Origin of the sequence: Anaerosacchariphilus hominis, from assembly GCF_014290175.1 — a bacterium.
Lineage (GTDB): Bacteria > Bacillota > Clostridia > Lachnospirales > Lachnospiraceae > Laedolimicola > Laedolimicola hominis.
Map to the genome: position 1 here is coordinate 163,393 of NZ_JACOOR010000003.1, position 26,267 is coordinate 189,659.

The 26,267-nt window shown below is 44.0% G+C and carries 24 protein-coding genes and 2 pseudogenes; 3 read left to right on the plus strand and 23 right to left on the minus strand.

Going from position 1 to position 26,267, the window contains the following annotated elements; all coding sequences use genetic code 11:
- Position 1: 1 nt before the first annotated feature.
- The 4 genes from H8S44_RS05635 to H8S44_RS05650 all read right to left on the minus strand — a co-directional run bounded on the left by H8S44_RS05635 (position 2) and on the right by H8S44_RS05650 (position 2,296).
- Positions 2 to 616 (minus strand): class I SAM-dependent methyltransferase, encoded by a 615-nt coding sequence (locus H8S44_RS05635; RefSeq protein WP_186871658.1) that lies wholly within the window; start codon positions 614 to 616, stop codon positions 2 to 4.
- A 322-nt stretch (positions 617 to 938) separates the two neighbouring features.
- Positions 939 to 1,211 (minus strand): helix-turn-helix domain-containing protein, encoded by a 273-nt coding sequence (locus H8S44_RS05640; protein WP_186871659.1) that lies wholly within the window; start codon positions 1,209 to 1,211, stop codon positions 939 to 941.
- Positions 1,212 to 1,409: 198 nt separating this feature from the next.
- On the minus strand, positions 1,410 to 1,886 hold the full coding sequence (locus tag H8S44_RS05645; protein WP_186871660.1) for a pyridoxamine 5'-phosphate oxidase family protein: 477 nt from the start codon (positions 1,884 to 1,886) through the stop codon (positions 1,410 to 1,412).
- A gap of 71 nt (positions 1,887 to 1,957) precedes the next feature.
- The gene (locus H8S44_RS05650; RefSeq protein WP_186871661.1) at positions 1,958 to 2,296 is read right to left on the minus strand and encodes a winged helix-turn-helix transcriptional regulator; all 339 of its coding nucleotides are present in this window, start codon (positions 2,294 to 2,296) and stop codon (positions 1,958 to 1,960) included.
- 119 nt (positions 2,297 to 2,415) lie between these two features.
- Here H8S44_RS05650 and H8S44_RS05655 point away from each other — a divergent pair, with 119 nt between their 5' ends.
- A complete protein-coding gene (locus H8S44_RS05655; RefSeq protein ID WP_186871662.1) occupies positions 2,416 to 2,982 on the plus strand; it encodes a flavin reductase family protein in 567 nt (188 codons plus the stop codon).
- Between the two features lie 183 nt (positions 2,983 to 3,165).
- On the opposite strand, the pseudogene H8S44_RS05660 reads toward H8S44_RS05655, so the two are convergent.
- The 11 genes and pseudogenes from H8S44_RS05660 to H8S44_RS05710 form a co-directional block, all read right to left on the minus strand.
- Positions 3,166 to 3,666: pseudogene (locus tag H8S44_RS05660) on the minus strand (transposase); the annotation flags it as partial.
- Positions 3,667 to 3,945: 279 nt separating this feature from the next.
- The gene (locus tag H8S44_RS16820) at positions 3,946 to 4,233 is read right to left on the minus strand and encodes a TetR-like C-terminal domain-containing protein (protein ID WP_334297561.1); all 288 of its coding nucleotides are present in this window, start codon (positions 4,231 to 4,233) and stop codon (positions 3,946 to 3,948) included.
- A 76-nt stretch (positions 4,234 to 4,309) separates the two neighbouring features.
- Entirely contained in the window at positions 4,310 to 5,011 is a 702-nt protein-coding gene (locus tag H8S44_RS05670) for a response regulator (RefSeq protein ID WP_186871664.1), read from the minus strand.
- A complete protein-coding gene (locus H8S44_RS05675; protein WP_186871665.1) occupies positions 5,004 to 7,697 on the minus strand; it encodes a sensor histidine kinase in 2,694 nt (897 codons plus the stop codon). Before H8S44_RS05675 ends, H8S44_RS05670 begins: the two co-directional genes overlap by 8 nt.
- 72 nt (positions 7,698 to 7,769) lie before the next feature.
- Positions 7,770 to 8,288 carry a type 2 periplasmic-binding domain-containing protein gene (locus tag H8S44_RS05680; protein WP_186871666.1) on the minus strand — a complete coding sequence of 173 codons (519 nt, stop codon included), beginning with the start codon at positions 8,286 to 8,288 and terminating at the stop codon, positions 7,770 to 7,772.
- 36 nt (positions 8,289 to 8,324) lie between these two features.
- Entirely contained in the window at positions 8,325 to 8,972 is a 648-nt protein-coding gene (locus H8S44_RS05685; RefSeq protein ID WP_186871667.1) for a potassium channel family protein, read from the minus strand.
- A 10-nt stretch (positions 8,973 to 8,982) separates the two neighbouring features.
- Positions 8,983 to 10,314, minus strand: a complete 1,332-nt coding sequence (locus H8S44_RS05690) for a TrkH family potassium uptake protein (protein ID WP_186871668.1) — start codon at positions 10,312 to 10,314, stop codon at positions 8,983 to 8,985.
- 207 nt (positions 10,315 to 10,521) lie between these two features.
- Positions 10,522 to 11,130 carry a potassium-transporting ATPase subunit KdpC gene (kdpC, locus tag H8S44_RS05695; RefSeq protein ID WP_186871669.1) on the minus strand — a complete coding sequence of 203 codons (609 nt, stop codon included), beginning with the start codon at positions 11,128 to 11,130 and terminating at the stop codon, positions 10,522 to 10,524.
- A 14-nt stretch (positions 11,131 to 11,144) separates the two neighbouring features.
- The gene (gene kdpB / locus H8S44_RS05700) at positions 11,145 to 13,214 is read right to left on the minus strand and encodes a potassium-transporting ATPase subunit KdpB (protein WP_186871670.1); all 2,070 of its coding nucleotides are present in this window, start codon (positions 13,212 to 13,214) and stop codon (positions 11,145 to 11,147) included.
- A 15-nt stretch (positions 13,215 to 13,229) separates the two neighbouring features.
- Entirely contained in the window at positions 13,230 to 15,044 is a 1,815-nt protein-coding gene (kdpA, locus tag H8S44_RS05705; protein ID WP_186871671.1) for a potassium-transporting ATPase subunit KdpA, read from the minus strand.
- Between the two features lie 187 nt (positions 15,045 to 15,231).
- Positions 15,232 to 15,423, minus strand: coding sequence for a hypothetical protein (locus tag H8S44_RS05710; RefSeq protein WP_186871672.1), 192 nt, complete (start codon positions 15,421 to 15,423; stop codon positions 15,232 to 15,234).
- A gap of 217 nt (positions 15,424 to 15,640) precedes the next feature.
- Here H8S44_RS05710 and H8S44_RS05715 point away from each other — a divergent pair.
- Together H8S44_RS05715 and H8S44_RS05720 are read left to right on the plus strand one after the other, a co-directional pair.
- A pseudogene (locus H8S44_RS05715) lies at positions 15,641 to 16,854 on the plus strand (ATP-binding protein).
- A 101-nt stretch (positions 16,855 to 16,955) separates the two neighbouring features.
- Positions 16,956 to 17,192, plus strand: a complete 237-nt coding sequence (locus H8S44_RS05720; RefSeq protein WP_186871674.1) for a DUF6061 family protein — start codon at positions 16,956 to 16,958, stop codon at positions 17,190 to 17,192.
- Positions 17,193 to 17,351: 159 nt separating this feature from the next.
- Here the strand turns inward: H8S44_RS05720 and H8S44_RS05725 are convergent, their stop codons facing one another.
- The 8 genes from H8S44_RS05725 to H8S44_RS05760 all read right to left on the minus strand — a co-directional run bounded on the left by H8S44_RS05725 (position 17,352) and on the right by H8S44_RS05760 (position 26,262).
- Positions 17,352 to 19,781 (minus strand): ABC transporter permease, encoded by a 2,430-nt coding sequence (locus H8S44_RS05725; RefSeq protein WP_186871675.1) that lies wholly within the window; start codon positions 19,779 to 19,781, stop codon positions 17,352 to 17,354.
- Positions 19,778 to 20,452, minus strand: coding sequence for an ABC transporter ATP-binding protein (locus H8S44_RS05730; protein ID WP_006426335.1), 675 nt, complete (start codon positions 20,450 to 20,452; stop codon positions 19,778 to 19,780). The genes H8S44_RS05725 and H8S44_RS05730 overlap by 4 nt, the downstream gene beginning before the upstream one ends.
- Before the next feature lie 113 nt (positions 20,453 to 20,565).
- Positions 20,566 to 21,831, minus strand: coding sequence for a sensor histidine kinase (locus H8S44_RS05735; protein WP_186871676.1), 1,266 nt, complete (start codon positions 21,829 to 21,831; stop codon positions 20,566 to 20,568).
- On the minus strand, positions 21,807 to 22,496 hold the full coding sequence (locus H8S44_RS05740) for a response regulator transcription factor (protein WP_008120506.1): 690 nt from the start codon (positions 22,494 to 22,496) through the stop codon (positions 21,807 to 21,809). Before H8S44_RS05740 ends, H8S44_RS05735 begins: the two co-directional genes overlap by 25 nt.
- A 24-nt stretch (positions 22,497 to 22,520) precedes the next feature.
- Positions 22,521 to 22,697, minus strand: coding sequence for a DUF6019 family protein (locus H8S44_RS05745; RefSeq protein WP_021939191.1), 177 nt, complete (start codon positions 22,695 to 22,697; stop codon positions 22,521 to 22,523).
- 122 nt (positions 22,698 to 22,819) lie between these two features.
- Complete coding sequence (locus H8S44_RS05750) at positions 22,820 to 23,503, minus strand: phage antirepressor KilAC domain-containing protein (protein WP_243167487.1); 684 nt, start codon at positions 23,501 to 23,503, stop codon at positions 22,820 to 22,822.
- Positions 23,504 to 24,080: 577 nt separating this feature from the next.
- Positions 24,081 to 24,986 carry an Abi family protein gene (locus H8S44_RS05755; protein ID WP_117822102.1) on the minus strand — a complete coding sequence of 302 codons (906 nt, stop codon included), beginning with the start codon at positions 24,984 to 24,986 and terminating at the stop codon, positions 24,081 to 24,083.
- Between the two features lie 397 nt (positions 24,987 to 25,383).
- Entirely contained in the window at positions 25,384 to 26,262 is an 879-nt protein-coding gene (locus tag H8S44_RS05760; protein ID WP_243167489.1) for an ICP22 family protein, read from the minus strand.
- Positions 26,263 to 26,267: the final 5 nt, after the last annotated feature.

The following is a 26,267-nucleotide window of genomic DNA, read 5'->3' on the forward strand; positions in this document are numbered from 1 at the left end:
ATCACACCTCCGATTTCACACATTCCGTATAGGTCAGCGGAAAAGAGGCCTTTAGAACAACACTTTTTCGCACTGTCCAATCATTCTGTTGCAGAAATTTTAGGTATTCTTCACTCGTCCACTTGCTGTGGAGAGGAAAGCCTGCCAGATTCATGAAAAAGGCTTTGACCTTGCCGGGAAATGAGTTTTCTGCGTGCGTAAAGGTAGGCGCGATCAGCACACCGTCATCCTTCAGCACCCGTTTGATCTCTCGCAGTGATTTTTCTGGCTGAGGCACAATGTGCAGTGCGTTTGATACGATTACCACATCGAATGATTTGCTCGCGTATGGCAGAGAAAACATATCCTGCACGGAAAAACGCAGCTTCGCAGAGTAATTCCCCCGTTTGGCCTCTGTAATCATTTCCAGAGAGGCATCCGTCGCCTCGATGTGTGCCGCTGCTTTTACGATGTGCTTGGCGATCAGTCCCGTTCCGGTAGCCACCTCCAGCACTGTTTTGTCTTTCACGACCGGACGGATCAGCTCATACATTTTCTCGTATACTGCCCTATCTTTTCGCATAAAGCAGTCATACAGACCTGCATTTCTGTCCCAAAAATTCTTGTGTTCTCGCATTGCTGTCTCTCCTTTTATAGTTAGATTTATCTAACCGGCACGCGCACATTGATAAGTTAGGTTCGGTTAACTCATGTATTTAGGAAAAGCCGCATTTCTGCGGCCTTTCGGCTTATACAAATAGCTTGCTGCAAGCATCACACATCTGTGTTTTCAGACACTGAGGATAACGCCTCTCGATCTACTCCTTATGGAAACAGCCAAAATCTATTTTCACACCATTGCGGTGACTTTTGCCTTCTTATCCATATTATATCGTGCTCACTTCTTTTTTGCAATGGTATAGTATCTCTATTTTGTCATTTCCAAACGCAGAGCACGATTAGATTTTCTTCGCAATCGTAGACAGCTCCGAAATAATGCTCAGAAGATCATTTTTGACTTCCTCTTTGCTTGGCTCGCTGCCCATCAGAAGATAATCCGTGCTAACATGGAGAATGCAGAACAGTTCGATCAGCAAATCAATGGAGCAGCTGCGTTCACCGTTCTCCATGCGGCTGACATATTGCTTACTCGCCAGTTCCTCCTGCGTAATGCCACGGGAAGTGCGAACATCGTGAAGTCTCTTACCAAACTCTTTTGCGTCAAAATACATACGTTTTTCCTTCCGCACAGCCGGTACAGAACCGGACCGATGGAAGGTCAAAAAAGGAGCCGCATGACGGTAAAGAAATCATGAATGCAGCCACTCGTTCCATTCTTGGTTACCAGGTATCCGATAACCGTGGTGTTGGCCCTTGTATCCTTGCTATGCGTATGGCATATAATCAGCATAAACGTAAAGCTCATGCTGTTAAGCTTTCGATCTTGATTTGGCTGTGAACTCTGAGATAACAACTTTGATGACCTCTACTGTCGCTGCCATCTCTTCATTGATATTGAATTCACGACCCGTCTGATTTTTCATAAAGAGCGAAAGGCCTCGTATTTTCTCCTGCACATCCTCTGTTAATTCTGCACGGCCACGCCCAATCACAGATGCAAATGATGCTCCGTATTTGCAAGCTACATCTCCGCCGGATATAAGCTCAACATCACTTTCTATCTCAATGCACACATTTGGATTACTTCTGATCAGATCCAGCTTATGCCCTTCTTTTGCGCAGTGCATGTAGAAAATCAAGATACCCTCTGTATATTCGTATCCGTAGTGAAGTGGAACGATGTAGGGATAATCAGCATCAACCAAAGCAAGATGCAGGACTTTCGCTTTTTCAATAATCTGCAGAATTTCAATAATATTTGTTACTTCTCGATCTTTTCTTCTCATAGATAAATACCTAAAGAATCGTACACGATTCCTCCTTTTTTAAATTTCAAAATTATACAATCTTGAAGTTGTCACTCTATCAGTCGATTCTCCTCGCCCCAGACACAGAGCTGATCCAGCACAGTCATCAGCGTTTTTCCTCGTTCCGAAAGCGTATATTCCACCTTCGGCGGGATCTGCGGATACTCGGTGCGGACGATCAGTTTATCCGCTTCCAGCTCCTTGAGATTCGTGCTGAGAGTTTTGTCGGAAATGGTTTTCAGATACCGTTTCAACTCATTGAATCGCACCGTCTCAAACTCCATCAGGCAGTAAAGAATGACCATCTTGTGCTTGCCGGAGATCAACGACAACGTGTAGGCAAAGCCGGTATCTTCGAAATTGGCGTTCTCAATATAGTTCTGTATCATTCACTTTCTCCTAAGATAGTACCTGTCATAATTATCAGTACTTGAATTTACAATTTGCATGGATATAATTATAAGCAGGATGAACAGTCCTGTCAATATGATCACAAGGAGGAGTTATCATGAGAACAAAACTGAAAATTACCGAAGGCATTTTCCCCATGCCGGTTCTGATGGTTGCAACTTACAACGAGGACGGCAGCGTCAATGTCATGAACGCCGCATGGGGCACCATGCAGGAGCGGGACTCCGTTGTTCTGAACCTCACCGAGACACACAAGACCGTACAGAACATCAAGGCACGGGGAGCATTCACCGTCAGCATTGCCGATGCTGCCCACATAGTGGAAGCAGACTATTTCGGCGTAGAGTCCGGCAATAAAGTCGCCGATAAATTTGCCCGCAGCGGTCTGACCGCCAGCAAAGCAGAAACTGTAGATGCCCCTGTCATCAACGAGTTCCCGATCTGCCTGGAGTGCAGGTTCATCGAGTATCAGAACAATGAATACGGATGCGGCGTCATCGGCAAGGTGATCAATGTCACTGCCGATGAGAGCGTTATGGTGGATGGAAAAATTGATATGTCTAAGGTCAACGCCATCGCATTTGACCCCTACACCCACGGCTATTATAAAGTCACCGAGCGTGTGGGCGAAGCATTCCGAGATGGCTTAAAGCTGAAAAAGTAAGGTGTGCAGAAAAGGGGCTGTCGCACTAGCAAATATTTTTTGCTGGGCGGCAGCCTTGCTTTATGCCCAAATGGGGGAGAAATCGGTTGTGATTTCGCCCCATCCCTTATAAACACAGTTCATTCCCAGACATCCCTTTCGGCATGCCTGATTTCAAACTGTTTTGTTTTCAACCATTAAAATCTATGCTGTCTTTAATGAAAAAAGATGACTCCACGTTCTTCCGGTCTGAATCTTGCAATGAAGCTTATTGATATTTCGTCCCATCGCCAAAAGGATGCTCTCTGCCAGTGCATTTGCTTTTCCTCGGTACAGATATCTTCGAAAATTCATGTCTTCCTTTACATCAGCAAATGAACCTTCGGCCTGAATACTGCGATTCATACGGAGCATCGTTCCATACTCACTTGTGATCCGTTCCAGATCTTCTGCACGTTTTTGACTCATCGTCTTCGAGACCATCAGCACTCTATTACGTTTTTCCATAGGTGTTTTGCAGTTGTTTCCCTTGATACATTCCGTTTTATAAGGACAGCCGGTACAGTCTGGACTTCTGTAATAAGTTTTTACACTGACATATCCGCTGGCTGTTTTACTTCTGCGTTCATTTGTAACAGTCAGTTCCCTTCCATTCCGACAGATATAGCTGTCTCTGTCTGCGTGATACTCCATGTTTTCTCTTCTGCTGAAAGGTCCATTTTCTCCACAAAGGCACTTACCAGACGAACTGGATCATCAGATGGAATAGAAATCTCTAAATCCAGCGGAAGTTTGATTTGATAATACAGCGAAAATGAGGTATAATCCCTCTGTATTATTTTGTTTAGTCGCATAAACTGATTATACCACGAACGCCGGGCTTTTCGAAGCTCGGCGTTTTGTGTTGGATATATAAAATGAGCTGCCGCACGTTAGTGCGACAGCCCCTTCTTAAAATATGTAGATTTCACAAATTCTAAGTTGTCAAACAGCGTTCGTTGTTTCGCTTTGTGGCATTTTTACACACTGCTGAATCACACCTGTAACATACGTAATAGAATCGTTGCAGTCGTTCTTGAGCCATTCTGAGATAATTGCCATCAGTCCCCGAATATAAAAGGCCATGATATAAGGTCGATCTTGCTGTAGTACACCGTAGCGGTCGAGAATCGGCGTAAACACATGACGGAACATCCGAGAGTGTGAAACTTTTTTTGTAAAATAGTATTTAGAAGGTTCTTCTAGCAAGTGTGGTATTGATTTCCTTTCCAAATAACAAAAAATGATTAGGGCAATCCGAAACTCAATCGTCTATTTTTCATAGAGAACACTGGCCGACCTCATATCATTAATTTACTTTCATCATACGATAGCCCACACCAATATGTGTTTGAATATATTGTGGAGACTCCTCTGTTGGCTCCAGTTTTTTTCGCAATGTTGCCATAAATACCCGCAGCGAAGCCACATCGTTATCCCAACTGCGGCCCCAGATATTTTGTGTGATAAAGGTATGGGTCAGTACCTTGCCGACATTCTTGGATAGCAGACACAACAGCTTATACTCAATGGGTGTCAGGTGAAGTTCGTTTTCATCCAGATAAGCGCATCCCCCGGCATAATCCACTTTCAACTTACCATTCACAAATACAGAACTGGCAGTAAACATCTCTGCCGTCATCAGAGAGAGTCTTCGCTGCGTCACCCGAAGTCGTGCCAGCAGTTCTTCTACCGAAAAGGGCTTTGTCAAATAATCGTCCGCTCCGGCATCCAGCGCCTTGATTTTATCGTTATCCTCGCTTCGGGCGCTGATTACAATAATCGGAACATTGGACCAAGAGCGAACCGTCTGAATGACTTGAACGCCATCCATATCCGGCAAGCCCAAATCCAGCAAGATGATTTCAGGATTGTGCGATGTGGTCTCCATAATGGCTGCCGAGCCATTAGGTGCTACCACATAACGATAATCATTTGTTTTTAAAGTGGTCGTAATGAGATTTCGTACAGACGGGTCATCCTCAACCACTAATATCAAAGGTTTATTCATGAAGTTCTACCTCCCCTGCAGGTAATGTAAATGTGAACACAGTGCCATTTGGCTGATTGTCTGATACGGAAATCGTGCCGCCGTGGGCGGTCACAATGGACTTACAGAGGGACAGCCCCAATCCAAGGCTTCTGCGGCTGTCGACCACTTTATTGGCCCCACTATAAAACATATCGAAAATACGGGGTTTCTGCTCATCGGGAATCCCAGGGCCGTTGTCGGAAACGGAAACCGTGACCCATTGCTCTTTTTGATCGGTATGTATTTCAATTACTGAACCGACAGGGGTATATTTGATGGCGTTGTCAACCAAATTGATAATCACCTGAACGATCAGCTTCGCATCAATGTGGGCAAGGATAAAGTCTTTACCGCTGGTCACACGAATGGTGTGTTCTTTACTTTTTCTGTTGATGTGCTTCAGCGCTTCAGAAACGACCTCATCCATGAGTTCGATACTCCGAGTTAGATTGACCTGTCCGCCCTCAATTCGTGTGACTGCCAACAGGTTTTCAACGAGATTAATCAGCCACATGGAATCGTCATAAATATCGGTAAAGGTCTGCTCCCGCAATGCATCATCCATCTTTTTATAATTTGCAAGCAAATTGTCTGCGCTGCCGGAAATCGCTGTCAAAGGCGTCCGAAGATCATGAGAGATTGCCCGCAGCAGGTTAGCACGAAGCTGTTCATTTTGTGCCAGAACAGCCGCTTCCTCTTTTTCTTTGGCGTTTTTGATGTTTTCAAGTGCCAAAGCGCACTCGCCCAGAATAGAGAGGAGTACGCTGTTTTCGAAAGAGTCCAGCGGAATACCGTTCACCGCAATACCAGCCACTCCATATACATGCTGGTTAACCCGAATTGCAAGGTATAGACACTTTGCACTGGATAATGTATCGGTCGTTGCTCCTGCGTGTTTGTTATTTCGGAAGGCCCAATCGGCGACTGCTTTCTCATTCTCAGAAATTAAATCCTCTTGAGTGCTATTAACAGTACGAAAAACGTTGGGGGTGGCAAGTTCTTTACCATCAGACAGGTAGACGACGATATCTTTTTTCAGCAACTTCATGAGTTGCCCTGCCGTAACGGTGATTACCGCTTTCTCATCCTGTTCTTTTTGCAAAAGCTGATTGGTTTCAAAGAGAATCTTTGTACGGTAAGCTGTATGGGCAGATTGTTTCGCATTTTCTTTCAGCCGGGTAGCGAGAGATCCGGAAAGCAGTGTTACTATAAACATAATGGTAAAGGTAACAATATAGTTCGGATCGTCAAAATGGAATGTCAGTCTCGGAGTGGTAAAAAAGAAATTGAAAACCAGCACACTGACAACCGAGGTCAGAATCCCGCACAGTCGGTTGGTTGTGATTACAGCGGTCACAAGTACGCCTAATATGTAAACTGCGATAATATTACTCTCCGTGAACCCAAGAGCGTCAAAGCTACAGCCAATCAGTGTAGCTACCAGCAATACGACTATACTCTTCAGAACATCACGCAGGGGCATCGCATCTACCTGCGCCTTACTCTTTTTTTCCTGATAGCTGGTTCCTGTGCTGGCATCCGGTATCACATGAATATCCAGATTAGGTACGCTGGAAATCAGGCGTTCCGTCAAGGTGGGCTTGCTGAAAATATTCTTTCGTGCAATGGTACTTCGTCCAATTACAATTTTTGAGATGCCGGAAAGACGGGCAAATTCCGCAATCTGATAAGGCACGTCATCGCCATAACTTGTCTCAATCGCAGCGCCGAGTTGCTGGGCCAGACGCTTATTATCCTGCAAACGCTTTTTATCATCGTCACTCATCGCCGCTGTATTTGGCGTTTCCACATAAAGAGCGGTAAATGTTCCCCGAAAGGCTCTTGCCATCCTTGCAGCAGTACGAATGATTTTTGCGTTGGATGGCGACGAGGAAAGACATGCCAGAATGCGCTCGTCTGTATGGTAATCGCCTCGGCTCTGTACTCTGGCGCTTTCCGTCAACAAGTTCACCCAGTCAGCGCACCGACGGAGGGCGATTTCCCGCAATGCGGTGAGATTTTCCAGCGTGAAAAAATTAACTGTTGCCCGCTGCGCCTGATCTTCCCGGTACACATTTCCACTTGCCAGTCGTTCCAGCAACTCCGCAGGCTCAATATCCACCAGTTCTACCTGATCTGCTTGATCAAAGGTGGAATCCGGAATGCGCTCCCGCACAAGAATTCCGGTGATAGAGGCTACTGTATCGTTGAGACTCTCGATATGTTGGACATTTACAGTCGTATAGACATCAATTCCAGTATTTAGCAGTTCCTGAACATCCTGATACCGCTTCGTGTGCCGACTGCTTTCGGCGTTGGTATGGGCAAACTCATCCACCAGTATGAGCTGGGGATTTCGCTTGAGCGCAGCATCAATATCAAATTCACGAAGGGTCATTCCTTCGTAAGCAACTTGTTTCACAGGAAGCTGCTCCAAGCCGTCCAGAAGTGCCATCGTCTGGGGGCGGGCATGGGGTTCTATGTATCCAGCAACCACATCGATGCCACGCTCCTTAGCCTGATGAGCCGCCTGAAGCATGGCATAGGTCTTTCCGACACCTGCGGCATAACCGAAAAAGATTTTGAGTTTTCCGCTTTTCTTAGTGGATGCATCGTTACGGATCGCACGAAGAAGCTGATCCGGATCTTGTCTTGGCAGTTCCATTTTAACCCTCCTATCTGTCACTCAAGTAAAAGCGATTCCCTTTTTCAATATTATAACACACAACGTCAAAACCTACATCTGCGACTGATCCACGGCAAATTTGTTCAGGCATCCAATGAAAAAATCGATGACAGGTGATTTTTTGGAATCCCTCCATAGTGCTATTTGTGTGATTTGATTCTGGGTAATCGGCTCAATGGGAAAGTCAGCATATTCCATCACAACTGGGGCGCAACGAAGAAGCACCATCCGTGCATTATAATGAGTTTTTTTTGATATGTCTGTATTCTCTGGTAAAAAAATTATGTCCAATTTGTGTGTTTCCAGTTCTCTGCACAATTCACTTTCTTCTCCGCTGAAAATATGGATAGAGACATCTGGATGCTGCTTTCCGTAAGTCTCGAAAGTATCTGCGAGACCGCCTGCCATGAATGGGTTGGAAAAACCAATTCGCAAGCTGTTTTCGCCGTAAGTCAGAGCAGTTTCTTGTCTATTCCAATTGTTTTCCAGAAAAACATCCAGTTTATTCATCAGAAAATACCCAAAAATAAATATAGCTGATGTACTTACAAGTAAAATAACATCCTGCATGGATTCACCCCCCAATTCCTTTGATTTTTCTTGAAATCAAGTATGAAAGCACTTTTGCAAATTTCTGTTACTTCCCAACGCCAACATGGTATCTCCTGCTTTCAGCACTGTGTCTGAAGAAATAGATAACTCCAGCTTGCCGCTTTTCTTGATTCCCATAATGTTAATATCGAATTTTTTACGAATATCAAGCTCTCCAATCGAATGGTCCGCCCAATCTTTGGGAATGGGAATCTCAAACATGGCATGATTTTCGTCCAGTTCTATGTAATCGAGAATGTGATTCGCACTGTAACGGATTGCTGTCCACTTTGCGAGCTGTTTTTCCGGGTAGACTACTTCATTTGCACCGTTACGCAGCAAAAATTTTTCCTGAACATCAGTTGCAGCTCTGGAAACTACAAACCTCGCTCCTAATTCACTGAGCAGAGAAGTTGTTTCCAATGAACTTTGAAAGTTGTTGCCGATGGCCACAATGCATACATCATAGTTGCGAACACCGAGAGATTCCAAAAAATCGGCATTCGTACTGTCTCCAATCTGTGCATTGGTAACAAGGGGCAGAACAGCCTCTACACGTTCCTCCGAAGTATCTACCGCCATCACTTGATGACCCAAATGATTTAAGTGCAGGGCAATATGCTTTCCAAATCGCCCCAGACCAATTAGAAGAATTGATTTCATAATGTCTCCTTTATCCTACTGTTATTTTTTCCTTTGGTAGTTTTGAAACTTTCTTTTGTGCACTGGACAAGGCCGCAAAAATTAATGTAAGGCCACCGACTCGTCCAAAAAACATCAGCAGAATCAAAACACTCCGTGAGAACAGATTCAGTTCCGGCGTAATTCCCAGGGACAGGCCGACTGTGCCAACAGCCGAGGCAGTTTCAAAAAGGCAGGTAAGCATGGGAAGTCCTTCGGAAACGCTGATGATAAGGCCACCGGTACAACATAGCGTGATATACATAAGCGAAATTGTCGCTGCATTTTTTACGACATCATCATCGATGCGACGTCCAAAGAGGTTTGCATTTTCCCTGCGCCGAAAGGTGGAAATTGCAGTGGTAAGCAAAACAGCAATGGTTGTTGTTTTCAAACCGCCTGCGGTAGACCCGGGACTACCGCCGATCAGCATCAGCGCAATGGTGATAAATTGTCCCGCCTCACTTAAATCCGTTAATTCCACCGTATTAAAACCCGCCGTTCGTGGTGTCACGGCTTGAAAAAGAGAAGATAAAAGCCGTTCCTTTCGTGTGAGATCAGCAAACTCAAAAAAATAAAAGTACATTGCCGGAGCGATCAATAAAACTGCTGTGGTACAAAGAATCACCTTGCTCTGCATCCGATATTTGCGCAAATGCAATCGATTTGTCCGAATATCATCCCAAGTCAGAAAGCCGATGCCGCCAAACACAATTAAGAACATAATAGTAAGGTTTATGACTGGATTCGCTGCATAGCTGGTCAGGGAGGAAAAGGGAGTGCGCACACCCAACAGATCAAAGCCTGCGTTGCAAAAAGCGGACACGGAATGAAACAGTGCCATCCAAAGGCCAATTTTTCCGAAGTCACGGCAAAACACCGGTGCCATCACGGCTGCACACAGCAGTTCCATCACCAGTGTCACCCTGACGATAAAGCCAGTCAGGCGAACGATTCCTCCTACCTTTGGCGCTGAAATCGCCTCCTGCATGGTACTGCGCTGCATCAAAGAAATCTTCCGCCCGGAAATCATTGCAAAGGATGCGGCTACGGTAATAACCCCCATGCCTCCAATCTGAATCAGCAGTAAAATGACAAACTGGCCGAAGGCCGACCAGTATGTTGCCGTATCATGTATAATGAGTCCGGTTACACAGACTGCTGAAGTAGAAGTAAACAATGCCTCCGAGAAAGGCGTTGCCAGTCCGCTGCGACTGGAAAACGGTAGCATTAAAAGGAAGGTGCCGAAAAGGATCACACCGGAAAACCCGAGGATGATAATTTGAAACGAAGTCAACTTCCTTTTTAACAACACTACTCCCATAACTGCAATCCTCCTTTATACCCCTTTATGTGCCCTTAATCATAAATCAAAGGGCGTAAAGAAGGTAAAAGAGAATGTGTATCTGTATTAAGGCCGTCTAAAGATGCAGGACTTATTCTTTTTTATCATGAGCTTGTGCCAGAAATTCAATCAGCTGTTTCCTTGTCAGAATCCTGCATAAGACATCACAATTTTTGCTATGTTCATTTATTCATCCAGGATACCATCCAGCATCAGATTGACCTCCAACACATTAACGGTTTCTTCGCCAAAGATGCCAAGGAATCGTCCGTCGGTGCAGTTTTGGATGATCTCACGCACTTCATCATCGGTCATATCATTCGCTTTTGCAATGCGTGCTACCTGATACTCCGCTGCCGCCGGGGAAATATGGGGATCAAGCCCACTGCCGGAACAGGTGACAAGCTCCACCGGAACAGCTGTTTCATCCATATCCGGGTCGGCAGCCCGGAGCTTTTCCACCCGCTCTGCCACGAGCTGTGCATACTCCTCGCTTGCCGGAGAGATGTTAGATGGGGCGGCATACATCAGCGCCTTTCCGTTTTCATCTGTATAGGTAGAAACATCGATATTCATAATGCGCCCCCACATATGGGACTCATCCGTATATTGCTGCCCCAGCAACTCACAGCCGTATTTTTTTCCATCTACTTCAATGATACTTCCATTGGCATTATCCGAGAAAATAAGCTGAGCAAATCCTGTGACAACACCCGTATAGATCACGCCGCACAGCAGAGTAAAGATTAAAAAGATCATACCTGCCTTTGGTAATACACTTTTTATTGTTTTCATGATATATCCCCTCCTTATACCAGGCCGGTAAACACCAGCAGAACATCAATCAGTTTCACAAAGATAAAGGGAGCCGCCAGACCGCCCAGACCATAAACCAGCAGGTTCCGTGACAGCAGCTTTCCAGCAGCAACTTCACGATATTTCACACCTTTTAGCGCCAACGGAATGAGCGCAATAATGATGAGTGCATTATAAATAATCGCAGAGAGGACAGCGCTTTGCGGGGAATGTAGCCCCATAATATTCAGAGCAGACAGTCCCGGATAAAGTCCCATAAACAGCGCCGGAATAATGGCAAAGTATTTTGCCACATCGTTGGCAATGGAGAAGGTAGTCAGGCTGCCTCGTGTCATCAAAAGCTGTTTGCCGATGCGAACAATGTCGATCAGTTTTGTGGGTGAAGAGTCCAAATCCACCATGTTACCTGCTTCTTTTGCTGCTTGTGTGCCGCTGTTCATGGCAACTGCAACATCTGCTTGTGCCAAAGCCGGAGCGTCGTTGGTGCCGTCGCCTGTCATGGCGACCAAATGACCCTTGGCCTGAAAATCACGAATCATTGCCAGCTTTCCTTCCGGCGTTGCTTCCGCAAGGAAGTCATCCACACCGGCCTCGGCAGCAATGGCCGCAGCAGTAATCGGATTGTCGCCGGTGATCATAATGGTCTTGATGCCCATTTTCCGCAGATCTGCGAATTTCTCCTTCACACCCTGCTTGATAATATCCTTCAAATAGATAACGCCGAGAATTTTGTGGTTCTTAGCCACAACCAGAGGTGTGCCGCCCTTGGACGCAATAGACTTGACAACTCGATCACAGTCCGGAGAATACATTCCGCCTGCATGGGTCACATAACTCTGCATGGCATCTGCTGCGCCTTTTCGGATTTCGTTGCCGTCAAAGTCGACGCCGCTCATACGAGTCACCGCAGTAAATGGGACAAAGTGCATATTCTTGTCCTGAAGGCTTCTACCACGAATTCCAAACTGCTCCTTTGCCAGCACAACAACGCTTCTGCCCTCGGGGGTTTCATCGGCCAGAGAAGAAAGCTGAGCGGTGTCCGCCAGTTCCTGAATATCAACACCATCTACCGGAATGAACTCCGATGCCTGTCGATTGCCCAGGGTGATTGTTCCGGTTTTGTCAAGCATCAGAATGTCTACATCACCGGCGGCTTCAATGGCACGACCACTCATGGCCAGAACATTTGCCTGGTTCAGTCGGGACATACCGGCAATACCGATGGCAGAAAGCAAAGCACCAATGGTAGTAGGAGCAAGGCATACCAGCAGCGCTACCAAAGTTGTTACAGAGGTGGGATTCTCAATTCCCGCCAGCTTTGCAGAAAAAATGGAATAAGTGTAGAGGGAGACTGTCACCAAGATAAAGATAATGGACAAGGCTACCAGAAAAATCTGCAAAGCAATTTCGTTGGGCGTCTTCTTTCGGGCAGCACCTTCTACCATCGCAATCATCTTGTCCAGAAAGCTTTCTCCGGCTTCGTTGGTCACTCTGACAACAATCCAGTCCGACAGTACAGTGGTGCCGCCGGTTACAGCGCTGCGGTCGCCGCCTGCCTCACGAATTACAGGAGCGGATTCGCCGGTGATGGCGCTTTCATCCACAGATGCCGCACCTTCTATGACTTCACCGTCTGCCGGAATCTGCTCTCCGGCTTTGACAATCACCAGTTCCCCCTTTTTCAGCAGGGCGGATGGAACCACAGTCACGCTGTCCTTCTGCGATACGGAGGGAATTTTATGTGCGTCCACATCTTTTCGGGATGCCCGGAGAGAATCTGCCTGTGCTTTACCACGGCCTTCTGCAATGGCCTCGGCAAAGTTGGCAAATAGCACGGTAAACCAAAGTATAATGGCAATCGCCAGTGTATATCCGCTTGGAGCGTCTTTTAACCCGAACAGGGATACCACCCAAAGGATACTGCTCAAGATCGCAGACACAAAAACCAAAAACATGACCGGGTTTTTTGCCTGTGTTTTCGGACTTAATTTCACAAAAGAATCTTTCATTGCCCTGCCGAGCATTTTCCGGTCGGCAAAAGCACTTTTCTGTTTTGTACGCATATCTGTAAACCTCCTTTACGCAATGCTGCCAAAGAACTCAGCAAGCGGGCCAAGGGCAAGCGCCGGGAAGAAGCTCAGCGCACCGATCAGCAATACCACAACAATCAGCAGGAAAACAAACATTCCATTTGTGGTAGACAAGGTGCCCGCAGTCGTGGCAATTTTCTTTTTCCCAGCCAGGCTGCCTGCGATTGCAAGTGTGCCGATGATGGGCAGAAACCGGGCAAAGAGCATCATCAGTCCCAGGCTTACATTCAGAAATACGGTATTCGCATTGAAACCAGCAAAGGCAGAGCCGTTATTGCCACCACAGGATGAGTAGGCATACAGCATTTCAGAGAAACCGTGGGCACCGCCGTTATGCAGGCTATCCATGACAGAGGGTACTACAGCGGCAAGGCCGCTGCCGACCAGAATTGCAATGGGTGTTGCAAGGCAAACCAGTACCGACCATTTCATCTCATAAGGCTCAATTTTCTTGCCAAGGAATTCCGGAGTGCGGCCTACCATCAGACCGGCAATAAACACCGCCAGAATGGCAAAAGCAAACATACCGTAAAGGCCGCAGCCCACGCCGCCGAAAATAACCTCGCCGAGCTGCATCAGCAGCATAGTCACCATACCGGCAAGCGGCGTGTAGCTGTCATGCATGGAATTTACAGAGCCGTTAGAAGCTGCTGTGGTGAAGGCTGCCCAGGTAGAGGACGCTGCAATGCCGAAGCGAGTCTCCTTACCCTCCATATTGCCGCCCGCCTGTTCTGCCATTGACATATTGACTGCGCCGTTTTGTGCAAGCTGGGATGTTCCAGCCTGTTCAGTAACGGCGATGCAGCCCAAGGCAACAACCAGACAGAGAAACATTGCCATAAAGATTGCAATACCCTGCCTCTTGTTCTTTACCGCAGAACCGAATGTGAAACACAGTGCTGCCGGAATCAGCAGAATGGAAATCATTTCGATCAGATTGGTAAAGGCATTGGGATTTTCCAAAGGATGTGCGGAGTTGACGCCCATATAACCGCCGCCGTTGGTGCCGGTCTGTTTGATTGCGACCTGGCTGGTCGCAGGACCCATCGGTACGAACTGCTCGGTGACGATCTGTGCATTCGAAACGATTTCGCCATCTACAGTGACGGTTTCGGTGTCTAAGTCAATTACCGCATCCTCAAGGATTTCGCCTTCTGCACTGACGGCAATCGGTTCTACAAGGGATACTGTTTCTGCACTTTTCAGGTTCTGAATCACGCCGCCGCCTATCAGCAACAGAGAAATGACCAGATTCAGCGGGAGCAGGATGTGAACCACAATGCGGGTCAAGTCCACCCAAAAGCTTCCCAGCCCGGAGGATTTCACCTTGATAAAGCCACGGATCAATGCAAATAGAACGGCGATACCTGTAGCTGCGGAAACAAAGTTCTGAACAGTCAGACCTAAAGCCTGAGTGAGATAACTCAATGTGGATTCACCGGAATATGCCTGCCAGTTTGTATTGGTAATGAAACTTGCAGAAGTGTTAAATGCCAAATCCCATTTCACACCGGAAAGATGCTGCGGGTTTCCGGGAAGAACTCCCTGCAGAAGTTGAAGCAGGAACAGAAAAACAAGCCCGATACCGGAAAAAATCATTACACTTACCGCATATTTCTTCCATGTCATCTGTTCTTCTCTGTCTACACGCATAACCTCGTAAATCAGGTTTTCGCACGGTGTCAGAACTTTGGACAAAAAAGTTTTCTCGCCACTCATGACGTTTTTTATGTATGCGCCAAGCGGAATTGCCAAAACAACCAGAATGGCAAGGTATAAAGCATACTGAATCATGGTGCTCATGCCTGATCATCTCCCTTCATTAAAATATAGACATACCACAGCAGCATTGCTGCCGCACATACACCTATGAGTGCAATTAGCATTTGCATAAGATTCATCCTCCTTTTTTGCTGTCCCCAATATCATAAAACCTTTCCTCTAAAAATGGCATTAGTCATCTTTTGTGCGTTTAAAGATGAAATAAAGATTACAACCAACCCAAAAGCCATGCCATAGGAAAGGCGATAACGATCGTACTGATACAGACACACGCCAAAACCAGTAAGGGCATTCCAACAAAGATGGAGATGAAGCCAAGTAGCGGATGATGCCAAATAAAGCGCTCCGCTTTTGCGTCAAATCTCTGTTCAAATCTTCTCGCCGCATTTGTAATGCTCATAATTGTTCACCTCATTTCTTTCTTGCAAGGCCATAATACCGCTTAAAGTATTAAGTGGGGAAAAGGGTCCTGCAATCGAAACTAAGATTGTATAAGTTTTTATAAAAAAAGAGACAGCCCCGGAGGTGAGGACTGACTCAGCCATATTATGATTCTATACAGCAAACTCTTGTTTTTGATGTAGGAATGAATGTAATTCTATAATGTAGCGCTTTCTATAATAGAACAGCTCATTGCTGAAGCAACAGAATGTGATTTCAAAGTTGCACTTGAAATAAAGAAACCCAAAAGCTGGTTAAAGTTTCTCCCGGCCGTAGCACCCCATATTATTACAAGGCAGACGGCGTGATGGAAGCATATATCCGTGTTGGAAATGAAAACGTAATTGCCCCGGATTACATTGTGAATGAACTGATCTTAAAGGGAACCAATCAGTCCTTTGATACCCTAACAACAGATGCGGTAAAAAAGGATTACAGCTTTACACTTCTGGAAGCAACCTATCTGGAACGGACCGGTCTCCGCTTTGAGCCATCCGATTATGTTTCCTTTGGTTTGACTGATAAAAATGGACTCCTGACCAATGCCGGAAAACTCATGACTGATCAGCACACAGTTTATAACTCCCGTATGTTCTGTACCCGGTGGAATGGCTTGGAAAAAGGCTCTATCTTTGATGATGCATTGGACGATAAAGAATACGAAGGGAATCTGATTTATCTACTGAACAGCGGCAGTGAATTTATTCGCAATAATTCCAAAGTCCGTTTTGTCAAAGAGGCACAGTATCGGGTAGACAAGCCGGATTATGCGGAACGAGCTGTGACAGAGGCTCTTGTCAATGCGCTTATCCATCGTGATTATATTGTACTTGGCAGCGAAATCCATATTGATATGTTTGATGATCGGGTGGAAATCACATCTCCGGGCGGTATGTTTGGCGGCGGCTCAATTCAGGAATACGATATTTACAGTATCCGTTCCATGCGACGAAACCCTGTGATTGCTGACCTGTTCCACCGCATGAAGTACATGGAACGCCGTGGAAGTGGCCTACGCAAAATCGTCAGTGAAACCGAAAAGCTGCCTGGATACACAGAGGCATATAAGCCCGAATTTTCCTCAACAGCGACAGATTTCAGAGTCATCTTGAAAAATGTAAACTACAACTTAGAGGGTGACGCCCACCAAGTTATCCACCAAGTTACCCACCAAGTTATTGAACTATCAACGGTATCCAAACAGATTTTGGCTTTTTGCACAACACCAAAATCCAAGAAAGAGCTTGCAGTATTTTGCGGCTTCAAAGATTTAAGAAACTTCACTTTGAAGCATATCAATCCGCTTTTAAAATCCGGGCAATTAGAAATGACTATTCCCGATAAACCTAAAAGTCGCAATCAAAAATATATTACAGTTCGTTCCGAATAAACAGAGAAGCAGGGCATTGGGTCTCATCTCCCATTGTCCTGCTTCTTTTCATTCCAGATTATATACTAATGATTGATTAAATGATAAGGAGATGGGATACGATGAGAACAATATTTGCAGAATACAATCCACAACGAAACAGCATTGACATTTATACAAATGTTGGCTATATGCTTCGCATTGACTGCTGGGAAGCCGAAAAGGATTTAAAAACCACACCCGGATCAGACTGTGCATTGACTTCACTTGCAGTCGATGAACCACTTGAATATGTGAGATTATATCTTGAGGGCAATTTACAGATGTGGGTAGATGCAGAAGATTCATTAGAGTTATAAAATGCAAGCAGCCTGTATGCTTCATTACACACAGGCTGCTTAATCAAATTTATTATAATTGATGAAAAATCGGTTGCATTTTGTCAAAAGTACAAAACTTTTTGAAGCCAAGTGCTTTTAATTCCTGTTATGATACTGAGGATATCCCAGCAATACTTGCTATCCCTGATACCTTATTCTTTCTACCAGCGTTTCCTTTTTCAGATTACTGCTTAAAACACAGGAAAGCACAATTTGTAGAATACCAACCAGAAGAATCATAACAAGAATCGGGATAAGAGGAACGTGATAAACGTTCATTCCAAAAATCCCATTATGCTTCGCATAGGAAAACAGTGCATAGCCAAGGGGCAGACCGGCAGCAAGTGCGACGCAGATGGTGCCAACCGTAAAAATCAAGCCCTGTATTTGTAAGCTCAGATTCAACTGCTTATTGGTCATGCCTACCGCTTGCAGCACACCGTATTCCTGCTTCTTCGTGATGATATTGATGATCATGGTGTTTGCCAGATTCATAAACCCAATGAGACCGACAATTGCCATGAACAGATAGCAGCCAAGCTTCATCATACGGCTTGCGTATTCTGCAGATTGTAACTGTGCATGATAGGTATCCATTTTTATATGCGAAGTATTAGAAATCAAAGTATTCAGACTCTGTTCCACAGATGCAACATCTTTTTTATCACAGTCCACCCACAGATAGCCATAGGCTGTTCCCCTCGGATTCATGGAACGGTATACACCTTCCGGAATGACAAGATAAGTGTCCGCGCTTACAAAGGATCCTGCAATCTTTCCCTGATAGGTATAGGTTTCACTTCCATTCTCAAAGTCAAATACAATAGATTCACCCGGAGCATATCCATCTTGTTCCATCCACGCCGACCAGCCAAAGAAAATTTCACCATTCTTTACCGCCTGATCATAGTCCATAGAGCCAATATCCCCGTCTTGGCGCATAAAATCAAAATCATTTTTACTCACAATATCAGCCGGATATCTTGTTCCGTTCAGATTTACAGAGACAATCTCTCTCGTCATGACATCTGTCACTCCTGGAATGCTTTTGATTTCTTTAATCAAAGAATCATTCAGTGGATTGTTCTGTAGGATTGTGTCCAGATTATTCTCCGAATAGGCTTCATCATAATTCTGGGAATAATCCAGCTGCAACTCAAATTGTCCATGGTTGATTGCAATCCGCGCCTCGTGCTCCGTGTCAATATTCCCAACATAATTAGAGATAATTACAAACAATACACAAGAAAGCCCCATGGTAAGAATCGTAGCAATGGTTCTTTTCGGATTGCCTGTCACATTTGCCATTGCCATGGAGAAAACGGTGACATCTTTTCTGCCTTTTCGTCTGCCCTGTTTTTGCGTTTTGGAGCCGTCAAGATACCGTGTCGCTTCGATGGGTGAAATCCGGGAAACAATTTTCATGGGTTTGCGCAGAGCCAAAACGACCGTAAGAAACGATACAAAAATGCAGATGAGCATAATTGTCAGTGAAAACAGAGGCACCTGATGGTTCTTGATTCCGGACGATACCAGATTTCCCTGCTCCACCAGCCAGTTGAAGCTGACTTTTGCAATCAGGAAACCAAACAGCAGCCCCAGCGGTATCGAAGGAACCGCCAGAAGAATGCCCTCACGAAAGATCAACTGCTTCATCTGCTTTCTGGTTGCACCCAGCGCCTTGATTTTTCCGTACTCCTGAACCTTCTGGGCGATCCCGACCTGGAAGATATTATAAATGACCACAACGGAAAACAGCACGATTCCGAGGATCAGGGTTCCACAAACCACAATCATTTCATAGCTCGGCTGCAATACCCACTGCAGGTAGAGGTCATTGATGATCACGTTTTTCTGGTCAATGCCGCAGGAATCCGCGATTTCTTTTATAACAGGCGCAACATTATTCATAGATACATTTGCAGAATCGCTCAAGGTAAAATAGATATTATATTGCCTGTCACCCTCCGCAACACGCTCATTATAAAAATCCTGCGAACCGAATACAACATAGGAAGCCTCGATGGTATATTCATCCCGGTCATATAAAATCCCGCTGACAGTAAATTCCACCGGTGCGTATTCCGACTGCATGCCGGAACGGTACTCCAATGTTACGGTGTCTCCGACCTTTACATCATGGTATCCCTCTGCATCAAAGAAAGCGCGTCCTGCGGCAATTTCCTGCGCCTTTTCCGGATAGGTACCTTCCTTCAACACATATTCCTGATTATAGGGAAGCATTTTCCTGACCGTTTCATCCGCACTGACAAAGCCGCCATTTTCATTTCCTTTCAGGATGCCCTCCGTACACATGATGCCGATATCAGATATCTCAGCTCTGCGTTCCACTTCTTTTAATTGCGTACCATCTGCGGCGATAAACAGGCCGTAGTTACTTCCGTATGAGCTTGCCGCCTGACTTTTCTGTAAATGAATTACCCCATTTCCCACAGTACTGATGATAACAAGCAGCATCGTGGTCAGACAGATTGCCATCATGATCAGTATACTTCTTGTCCTGTTCCTTTTGTCATTGCTATATGCAATCCTGCTTATTGTCTTCATCTGAAATCCACCACCTGTCCGTCCTCAATCACCAGAATACGGTCAGCGACCTGTGCAATTTCGTCATCATGGGTAATCATTACAATTGTCTGTCCATATTTTTTTGCTGTCATCTTAAGCAGAGCGATTACCTCATCACTGGTCTTAGAATCAAGATTGCCTGTCGGCTCATCTGCAAATATAATTTCCGGACGATTCACCAGTGCTCTTGCAATTGCTACTCTCTGCTGCTGTCCTCCGGATAACTGATTTGGCAGATTATAAATCCGGTTTTCAATCCCCAGAGTTGCAATAATATCATTTACATACGCTTCATCCACTTTTCTTCCATCCAGCCCCAGTGGCAGCACAATATTTTCCCAGACATTAACAGATGAAACCAGATTAAATGCCTGAAAAACAAATCCGATTTTTCTTCTGCGGAAAACAGCAAGGGCATCTTCCTTCATCCTGTATAAATCTTTCCCCGCTAAAGTAACACTGCCTTTTGTCGGGGTATCAAGCCCTCCAAGCATATGAAGTAATGTACTTTTACCGGAACCTGACTTTCCAACAATTGCGACAAATTCTCCCTGCTCAATCTGAATGTCCACCTGATTGACCGCTTTGACCTGATTCTCACCTGCGCCATAAAACTTACAAAGCTGCTTGGTTTCTAATATCACACTCATGTGTTGTCTCCTTTTCATCCTACATCCAAATTGTATCAGGGCAATCTTTCATTTCACTTTCAAAAAACGAGCAGAAGTCTTACAGAATTGTAAGATTTCTGCTCACTTAAAATTTAACCAACATATGGTAATTGAATCACAAACGTGCTTCCTTTTTTCTTTTTGCCGGAGGTTACCGTAATCGTACCTGCGTGTTTTTCGATAATTTCTCTCGATAGAAAAAGTCCGATTCCTGTACCACTCTTTTCCATGACCTCCTTGGAACTTCCTCTGTAAAATCGTTGAAAGATTTTGTGATACTCATTCTGCGGAATACCAATTCCCTGATCCTCAATTTCCATTCTTACAAGATCGTTTCTTTTTTGTAACCGGATAAATATTTTTGAACCACACGGACTGTACTTGACCGCATTATCCAGAACGTTGATCACAGCTTCACCAAGCCACCTTTTATCCTGCATAATCGTGCATGTTTCCAGCTCTTTTTCATAGTCAAAAACGAATTCAATTTCTTTCTCATCCGCTTTAGGATAAGTGCGGTTCACAGCAGATATGACAGTATCCATAAGCGAAAGTTTTTTCTTATTAATCTGAATCAGTCCAGTTTCCATCTTGGATATTTCAAGAAGCGACTGCAATAATGTCTCCAGTCCATCCAGAGCACTCCGACAACGGATACGAAACTCCTCCTGTTCTGTGGCACTTAAGTCATTCTGCATCAGCACACTAAAACATGTATCCAAAGCTGCAACCGGTGTCTTTAGCTGGTGAGAGATATCAGAAACCATTTCTTTCGTACTCTCTTTTTCTGCCCGTGCTTCTTCCTTTAGCAACTGAATATGATGTCCGATTGCTTCAAGCTGGTCATTCAATTTTTCCAGTTCTGCATGATTTTCCGTTTTCAGTAAATCATCAAATTTATTTTCACGGAATCTGATCAGAATTTCTTCCAACTGGTCTAAAATTTTCTGATGACACGCATCTGCTTTTTTCTTCCAATAAAGTAAAAAAGTCAAAAGAAGCACGCATATCACAGTGCTTACAGCACCGGTCACCATAACCTGATGCCGGAATTGCGAATAAAATGCATTCCCTTTATTCCCCCAGTATCCATATTGCTCCAATAATCGCCTTCCCTGTTCGTTAGTTTCAATATCCTTATCCTTAAGCAATTCCGAAACAGCATCCAGACCGGAAAATTCTTCCTTTGCAGCAATCTCTGTCATAAGATTCATTTTATATTTATAATCTTCATAAAACACATACGTGGTAAAGCAATTTAATATTGCAAACACTAATATGACCGGCAATACCAAAGACAAGGCTGATGTGAGTTTCCTGTGATATCTCTTTGTCACTGCCTTACCTCCTGATTCCATATATACCCAAGACCTCTGATATTCTTTATATAGACCGGTGCAGCCGGATTGTCTTCGATTTTCTCACGGAGTCTTCTGATATTGACAGCGATTGTATTTTCATCCACAAAATCCCCTTCCAGATCAAACACATTTTCCAATATTTGTGTTTTTGAAAGAATCTGTTTCGGATTCTGAAGAAAAAAAGTCAGCATTTTCAACTCCGTTTTTGTCAGACTGATTTCACGACTCTTTATCAGGACTTTCATTTCTCCTGCGATAAATACGATATCTCCCGAAATCATCTTTCCGGCTTCCGTTTTCTCCTGTCTGCGGCGGAAATGTGCTTCTATTTTCAAAAGAAGTACCGAAAGACTAAACGGCTTTGTAATATAATCATCTGCCCCTGCTTCATATCCCATGACCTGATCCATCTCCTGATCTAGTGCTGTAAGACAAATAATGTATGTATTATAATTGCATCTCATCCACCTTACAAATTCCAGTCCATTCCCATCCGGAAGATTCACATCACAAATGGTAACATCCACATTATTATCACTTGCAATTCTTTTCGCTTTTTTCACTGATTCTGCTGAAAAAACCTCATATCCGGATTTTTTCAGTGAAAATGTAATTCCACGATTTAAATTTTCATCATCTTCAACCACGAGTATACCTGGCATAGCATATGCACCTCTCTTTATTAACTATTTTTCCTCTTCGTTACATATTTGTTCTGCCTCAATATCCTCGGTAGTGACTTTCCCTGTAATATCCCTATAGGCTTCTTTTATTCCATTTTTGACCGCCCACTTAATTATAAAATATAATGCAAGTAAGACGATTAGTGCTGTGCCAAAACTAATTCCTAATTCTTCAAACATTTCATTACCTCTGTCAATTCCGATTTGTTAAACTCTCTATACAATACCATATCTCTTTGGCTAATACAATAATTGCATCGCTCCCGCTTATTCTCATCAATTCTGCAACTAATGTATCGTGATCATATGCAGATACTGTTTACGCTCTGCAAGCTGACTCTGCTGATATGGCTCTTTCCCTTACAGGTCATCCGTGTCTGCTGCACCAGCTTTCCACTCCGCGCATAGCAGTCTCGCACAATGAAATATCCCTTTTCCACCTTATCAGAATATGGCATTAACCAGCCATTTCGATCTCGGTATAAATACTTGTGTTCCATCAGCAACGATACAAACATATTCTGTGGAACTCCCAATTCCTTTCCACAATAGCGGATACAAGTGCAATCCGCAGAATTCACAAAAGCGTCAAAATAATCTGCCTTTGGCTGTGCCATTTTAAGCTGCTTACTGATTTCCTTATTCTTTCCTTTTTCTGCAAGAAGCTGTTCTGCCAGTGTATAGATAGCTTCCGGATTTTCCATCAGGCCCGGCTCATTTACAGCCGCAACTTCTCTATTCTGAACCACTCCATTAGAGCTGGTCTGCGTTAAACGCAGGGCAGCTTTTTCATCATCATCCAATCTCCGGATCGCTGTCGGTGCAATTTCCATAGCTTTACATACATCTGCTGCCACAAACCACGGCTCTCCATTCTTCACGAACACCCGCACCTGTCCAAAGACCTGGTTTTCAAATATTTGCAGTTCTGACACGCCGCTCTCTTTTCCCGGTCCGGCACCCAATTCTGTGTTGTACATGTTCATTCTAAAACCCTCCCTTACTTTTTTAGGATAAAAAATAAGAGCTCCCATTCATTTATGAATAAACGGAAACTCTATGTAATGTAAGCAAAGGTTATTTTATTTTCTCATATTTCCTCAAAACTCGTGAAATGCTCTATTTTTCCCTTCCACCGCTCTCTAATTTGAGAACCCAATAAAATTTTTTGTCAAGTATAAGATCCAAAATTGGCCTTTGGTAAACCCTTTTGTAAGCCCTTTTGGGGGCAAAAATGGTCGGTAAACCCCTGGTAAGCCTCACAAAATTGGTATAAACGCTGTCAAATTTTCTCAAATTTCGTCATCGGAATCAGCCGTTTCGGGCATTAAAAAAAGCCCGAAAACGTTGAATTTTCGGGCTTTCCAAGCATTTTGAACTTGTTGATTATCTCTTTGAGAACATCAAATATTGATTTTAAAACATTCAAACACATTTTGTCAGTTACGTGTTCGTTACCGAAAATATCTCTCATGTTATCCACACTGCTTTATGCAAAAAAAATTGGGAACGAGTAAAGACCCATTCCCTACAAAAAGTTAATTTTTTAATCGTGTATATATTTTAACACGCTTCATTTATATAGTCAACAACTTTTTTTACAAAAAAATATGCTGTTTTTATGCATTCATTTTTATCAAAATACTCTTTATTTTTTATTGCACGACCATCTATAAATTCTTGTATCTGCTTAAACCTCTTCTCTTTCACAACATCTGCATTAATAAATTCATTGTAAACATAAAGCAATGTAACAAAATCATACAAAAACTTATTACTCAATTTGTTCTTTCTCATAGACGCACCTATTCCATCTATATTTGAAACAAATTTTATAATTTTAACAGATGGCTTATTTGTTCCTTTTTGAAGTTTATTTATCAGGCAATTACTATGTGCAGTTGCATTTCTTAAATCCCTTATTGAATACAACAAGTCACTATCTTTTAAACGCCCTGGATACCTCTCCGTATAATACTCATACAACTTCACCATATCTCCAAAAGATATCAATTCTACAAATACCCATGCGGGAAAATATGGATAATACTTCTCTATCAATTCTCTGCAATATTCACTAGATTTGTGTTTCTGTATATTTTGACAACTTCTCTCATACTTTGTAACAAATCTTCTAATAATATCATAACCATCTTCTTCTGGATTATCCTCTATATCTTTTAACAATCTGGTTTTTAAAGCATGTTCGACATCAAGACACATTTGCAATATTAAATACCGTAAATGCATATCAATGGTTGACAATTCCTGCAAATAAGCAAAATCAAGATTTATGTACTTATCGTTACTTTTTTGCTTGTCATAATTGGCTCTATAAGATGCTAGTTTCATGTAGTAATTATTATTTTGAAGAAATACCTTTGCATCTTCTTCTTTAGCTATATCAAATTTTATTCCCTTTATTTTCATATGAGATATCAATTCGTCACTTGTTTTAAGTAATTTCATAAAAATTCCCCTTTGTACTTTCTATCATTATACTCCACTACAATTGATAATAAAAGACATTTTTCAACATCATATCTTCTTATATACAAATTACGGAGATGAGTTATTTTAATTATGGTGATCATTTGTTAGTTACCTGTTAGTTATGTGTTAGTTACCGATAGATTTTTGTGTGTTTTGAGGATGTTTGATAGATTTTCAGAATATAAAGAAAACCCCGAAAATACTGAATTTTCGGGGTTTGTTGCTCTTTTTTGATATTCGGTTGAATTATCGCTTGCATAATTCCGACCCTTGAAAAATAAGGCTTTTCAAGCATTTTGTCAGTTACCCGTGTGTTACTCAAACCCCTCGGAGAGTTCTCCCGTTGTTTTATTATAACACACCCGTCCGGAACTTACACCTCAATGATGCGAACATGCTCCGGCTGACCGGACAGGAAAATTCCGTCGATAGTCTCAAGCATTTTCTTTCCCTCTACTGTGTGAATTGCCTTGATATAATACGACTGTCCTCTCACTGCACGTCCGCAGATACTTTCATTGCCCCATGATGCAGAACGACGGAGATTCAGAGCACCATCACAATCAACGATCGCTCTTGTGGTCTTTTCCGGATAGATTGTGTCAGAATCGGACACCTGTTCCTCTGCTTTTCTTTCATCGTCTCCGGATGTCTCCTGCCCTGCTGCATCGTCTCCATCGCCGGAGGTCTGCTGTCCGTTCTCCTGCTCGCTATTTGCCCCATTCTGCCCGTTTTCCGGTTCTACTGGTGTATTTCCTCCAGTGCCTCCGTTTTCGTCGTCTGTGGACGCTCCTGCGTCGCCCTGCTGCCCCTCTGCATCCTTTTCATCGCCGGAGGTCTGCTGTCCGTTCTCCTGCTCGCTATTTGCCCCATTCTGCCCGTTTTCCGGTTCTACTGGTGCATTTCCTCCAGTGCCTCCGTTTTCGTCGTCTGTGGACGCTCCTGCGTCGTCGCCCTGCTGCCCCTCTGCATCCTTTTCATCGGTGAGGGTTGTTGCTGCTTTGAGTTCCTCTGCGGTCATCGTGCCGACCTTGTTCCCGTCTGCATTGTAGGTGTTCACGCTACCGTCGGGATTTGTCTCCAGTGCTCCCTCCGGAACATTGTTCGTGAGTGAGCCGATGACGTTTCCGTTTTCATCCCACACAACCAGTTCCTCGTTTTTTGCTGCTGCTTTCAACGCTCCCTCGATTGTCTTGTATTCCTTGCAGTCCTCTTTTTTGAACTCCGTTCCTTTGCCTAAATAGTATAACATGTTTT

Excerpts from the sequence above, each read along its gene's own strand:
- H8S44_RS05730 (WP_006426335.1), bottom strand. The coding sequence starts at position 20,452 with ATGAGTGTGATATTAGAAACCAAGCAGCTTTGTAAGTTTTATGGCGCA.
- kdpA (WP_186871671.1), bottom strand. The coding sequence starts at position 15,044 with ATGAGCACCATGATTCAGTATGCTTTATACCTTGCCATTCTGGTTGTT.
- H8S44_RS05675 (WP_186871665.1), bottom strand. The coding sequence starts at position 7,697 with ATGGAACTGCCAAGACAAGATCCGGATCAGCTTCTTCGTGCGATCCGT.
- kdpB (WP_186871670.1), bottom strand. The coding sequence starts at position 13,214 with ATGCGTACAAAACAGAAAAGTGCTTTTGCCGACCGGAAAATGCTCGGC.
- H8S44_RS05735 (WP_186871676.1), bottom strand. The coding sequence starts at position 21,831 with ATGGAATCAGGAGGTAAGGCAGTGACAAAGAGATATCACAGGAAACTC.
- H8S44_RS05710 (WP_186871672.1), bottom strand. The coding sequence starts at position 15,423 with ATGAGCATTACAAATGCGGCGAGAAGATTTGAACAGAGATTTGACGCA.
- H8S44_RS05655 (WP_186871662.1), top strand. The coding sequence starts at position 2,416 with ATGAGAACAAAACTGAAAATTACCGAAGGCATTTTCCCCATGCCGGTT.
- H8S44_RS05720 (WP_186871674.1), top strand. The coding sequence starts at position 16,956 with ATGAGAACAATATTTGCAGAATACAATCCACAACGAAACAGCATTGAC.
- H8S44_RS05680 (WP_186871666.1), bottom strand. The coding sequence starts at position 8,288 with ATGCAGGATGTTATTTTACTTGTAAGTACATCAGCTATATTTATTTTT.
- H8S44_RS05755 (WP_117822102.1), bottom strand. The coding sequence starts at position 24,986 with ATGAAATTACTTAAAACAAGTGACGAATTGATATCTCATATGAAAATA.
- H8S44_RS05690 (WP_186871668.1), bottom strand. The coding sequence starts at position 10,314 with ATGGGAGTAGTGTTGTTAAAAAGGAAGTTGACTTCGTTTCAAATTATC.
- H8S44_RS05725 (WP_186871675.1), bottom strand. The coding sequence starts at position 19,781 with ATGAAGACAATAAGCAGGATTGCATATAGCAATGACAAAAGGAACAGG.
- H8S44_RS05670 (WP_186871664.1), bottom strand. The coding sequence starts at position 5,011 with ATGAATAAACCTTTGATATTAGTGGTTGAGGATGACCCGTCTGTACGA.
- H8S44_RS05635 (WP_186871658.1), bottom strand. The coding sequence starts at position 616 with ATGCGAGAACACAAGAATTTTTGGGACAGAAATGCAGGTCTGTATGAC.
- H8S44_RS05750 (WP_243167487.1), bottom strand. The coding sequence starts at position 23,503 with ATGAACATGTACAACACAGAATTGGGTGCCGGACCGGGAAAAGAGAGC.
- H8S44_RS05685 (WP_186871667.1), bottom strand. The coding sequence starts at position 8,972 with ATGAAATCAATTCTTCTAATTGGTCTGGGGCGATTTGGAAAGCATATT.
- H8S44_RS05760 (WP_243167489.1), bottom strand. The coding sequence starts at position 26,262 with ATGTTATACTATTTAGGCAAAGGAACGGAGTTCAAAAAAGAGGACTGC.
- H8S44_RS05745 (WP_021939191.1), bottom strand. The coding sequence starts at position 22,697 with ATGTTTGAAGAATTAGGAATTAGTTTTGGCACAGCACTAATCGTCTTA.
- H8S44_RS05740 (WP_008120506.1), bottom strand. The coding sequence starts at position 22,496 with ATGCCAGGTATACTCGTGGTTGAAGATGATGAAAATTTAAATCGTGGA.
- H8S44_RS05650 (WP_186871661.1), bottom strand. The coding sequence starts at position 2,296 with ATGATACAGAACTATATTGAGAACGCCAATTTCGAAGATACCGGCTTT.
- H8S44_RS05645 (WP_186871660.1), bottom strand. The coding sequence starts at position 1,886 with ATGAGAAGAAAAGATCGAGAAGTAACAAATATTATTGAAATTCTGCAG.
- kdpC (WP_186871669.1), bottom strand. The coding sequence starts at position 11,130 with ATGAAAACAATAAAAAGTGTATTACCAAAGGCAGGTATGATCTTTTTA.
- H8S44_RS05640 (WP_186871659.1), bottom strand. The coding sequence starts at position 1,211 with ATGTATTTTGACGCAAAAGAGTTTGGTAAGAGACTTCACGATGTTCGC.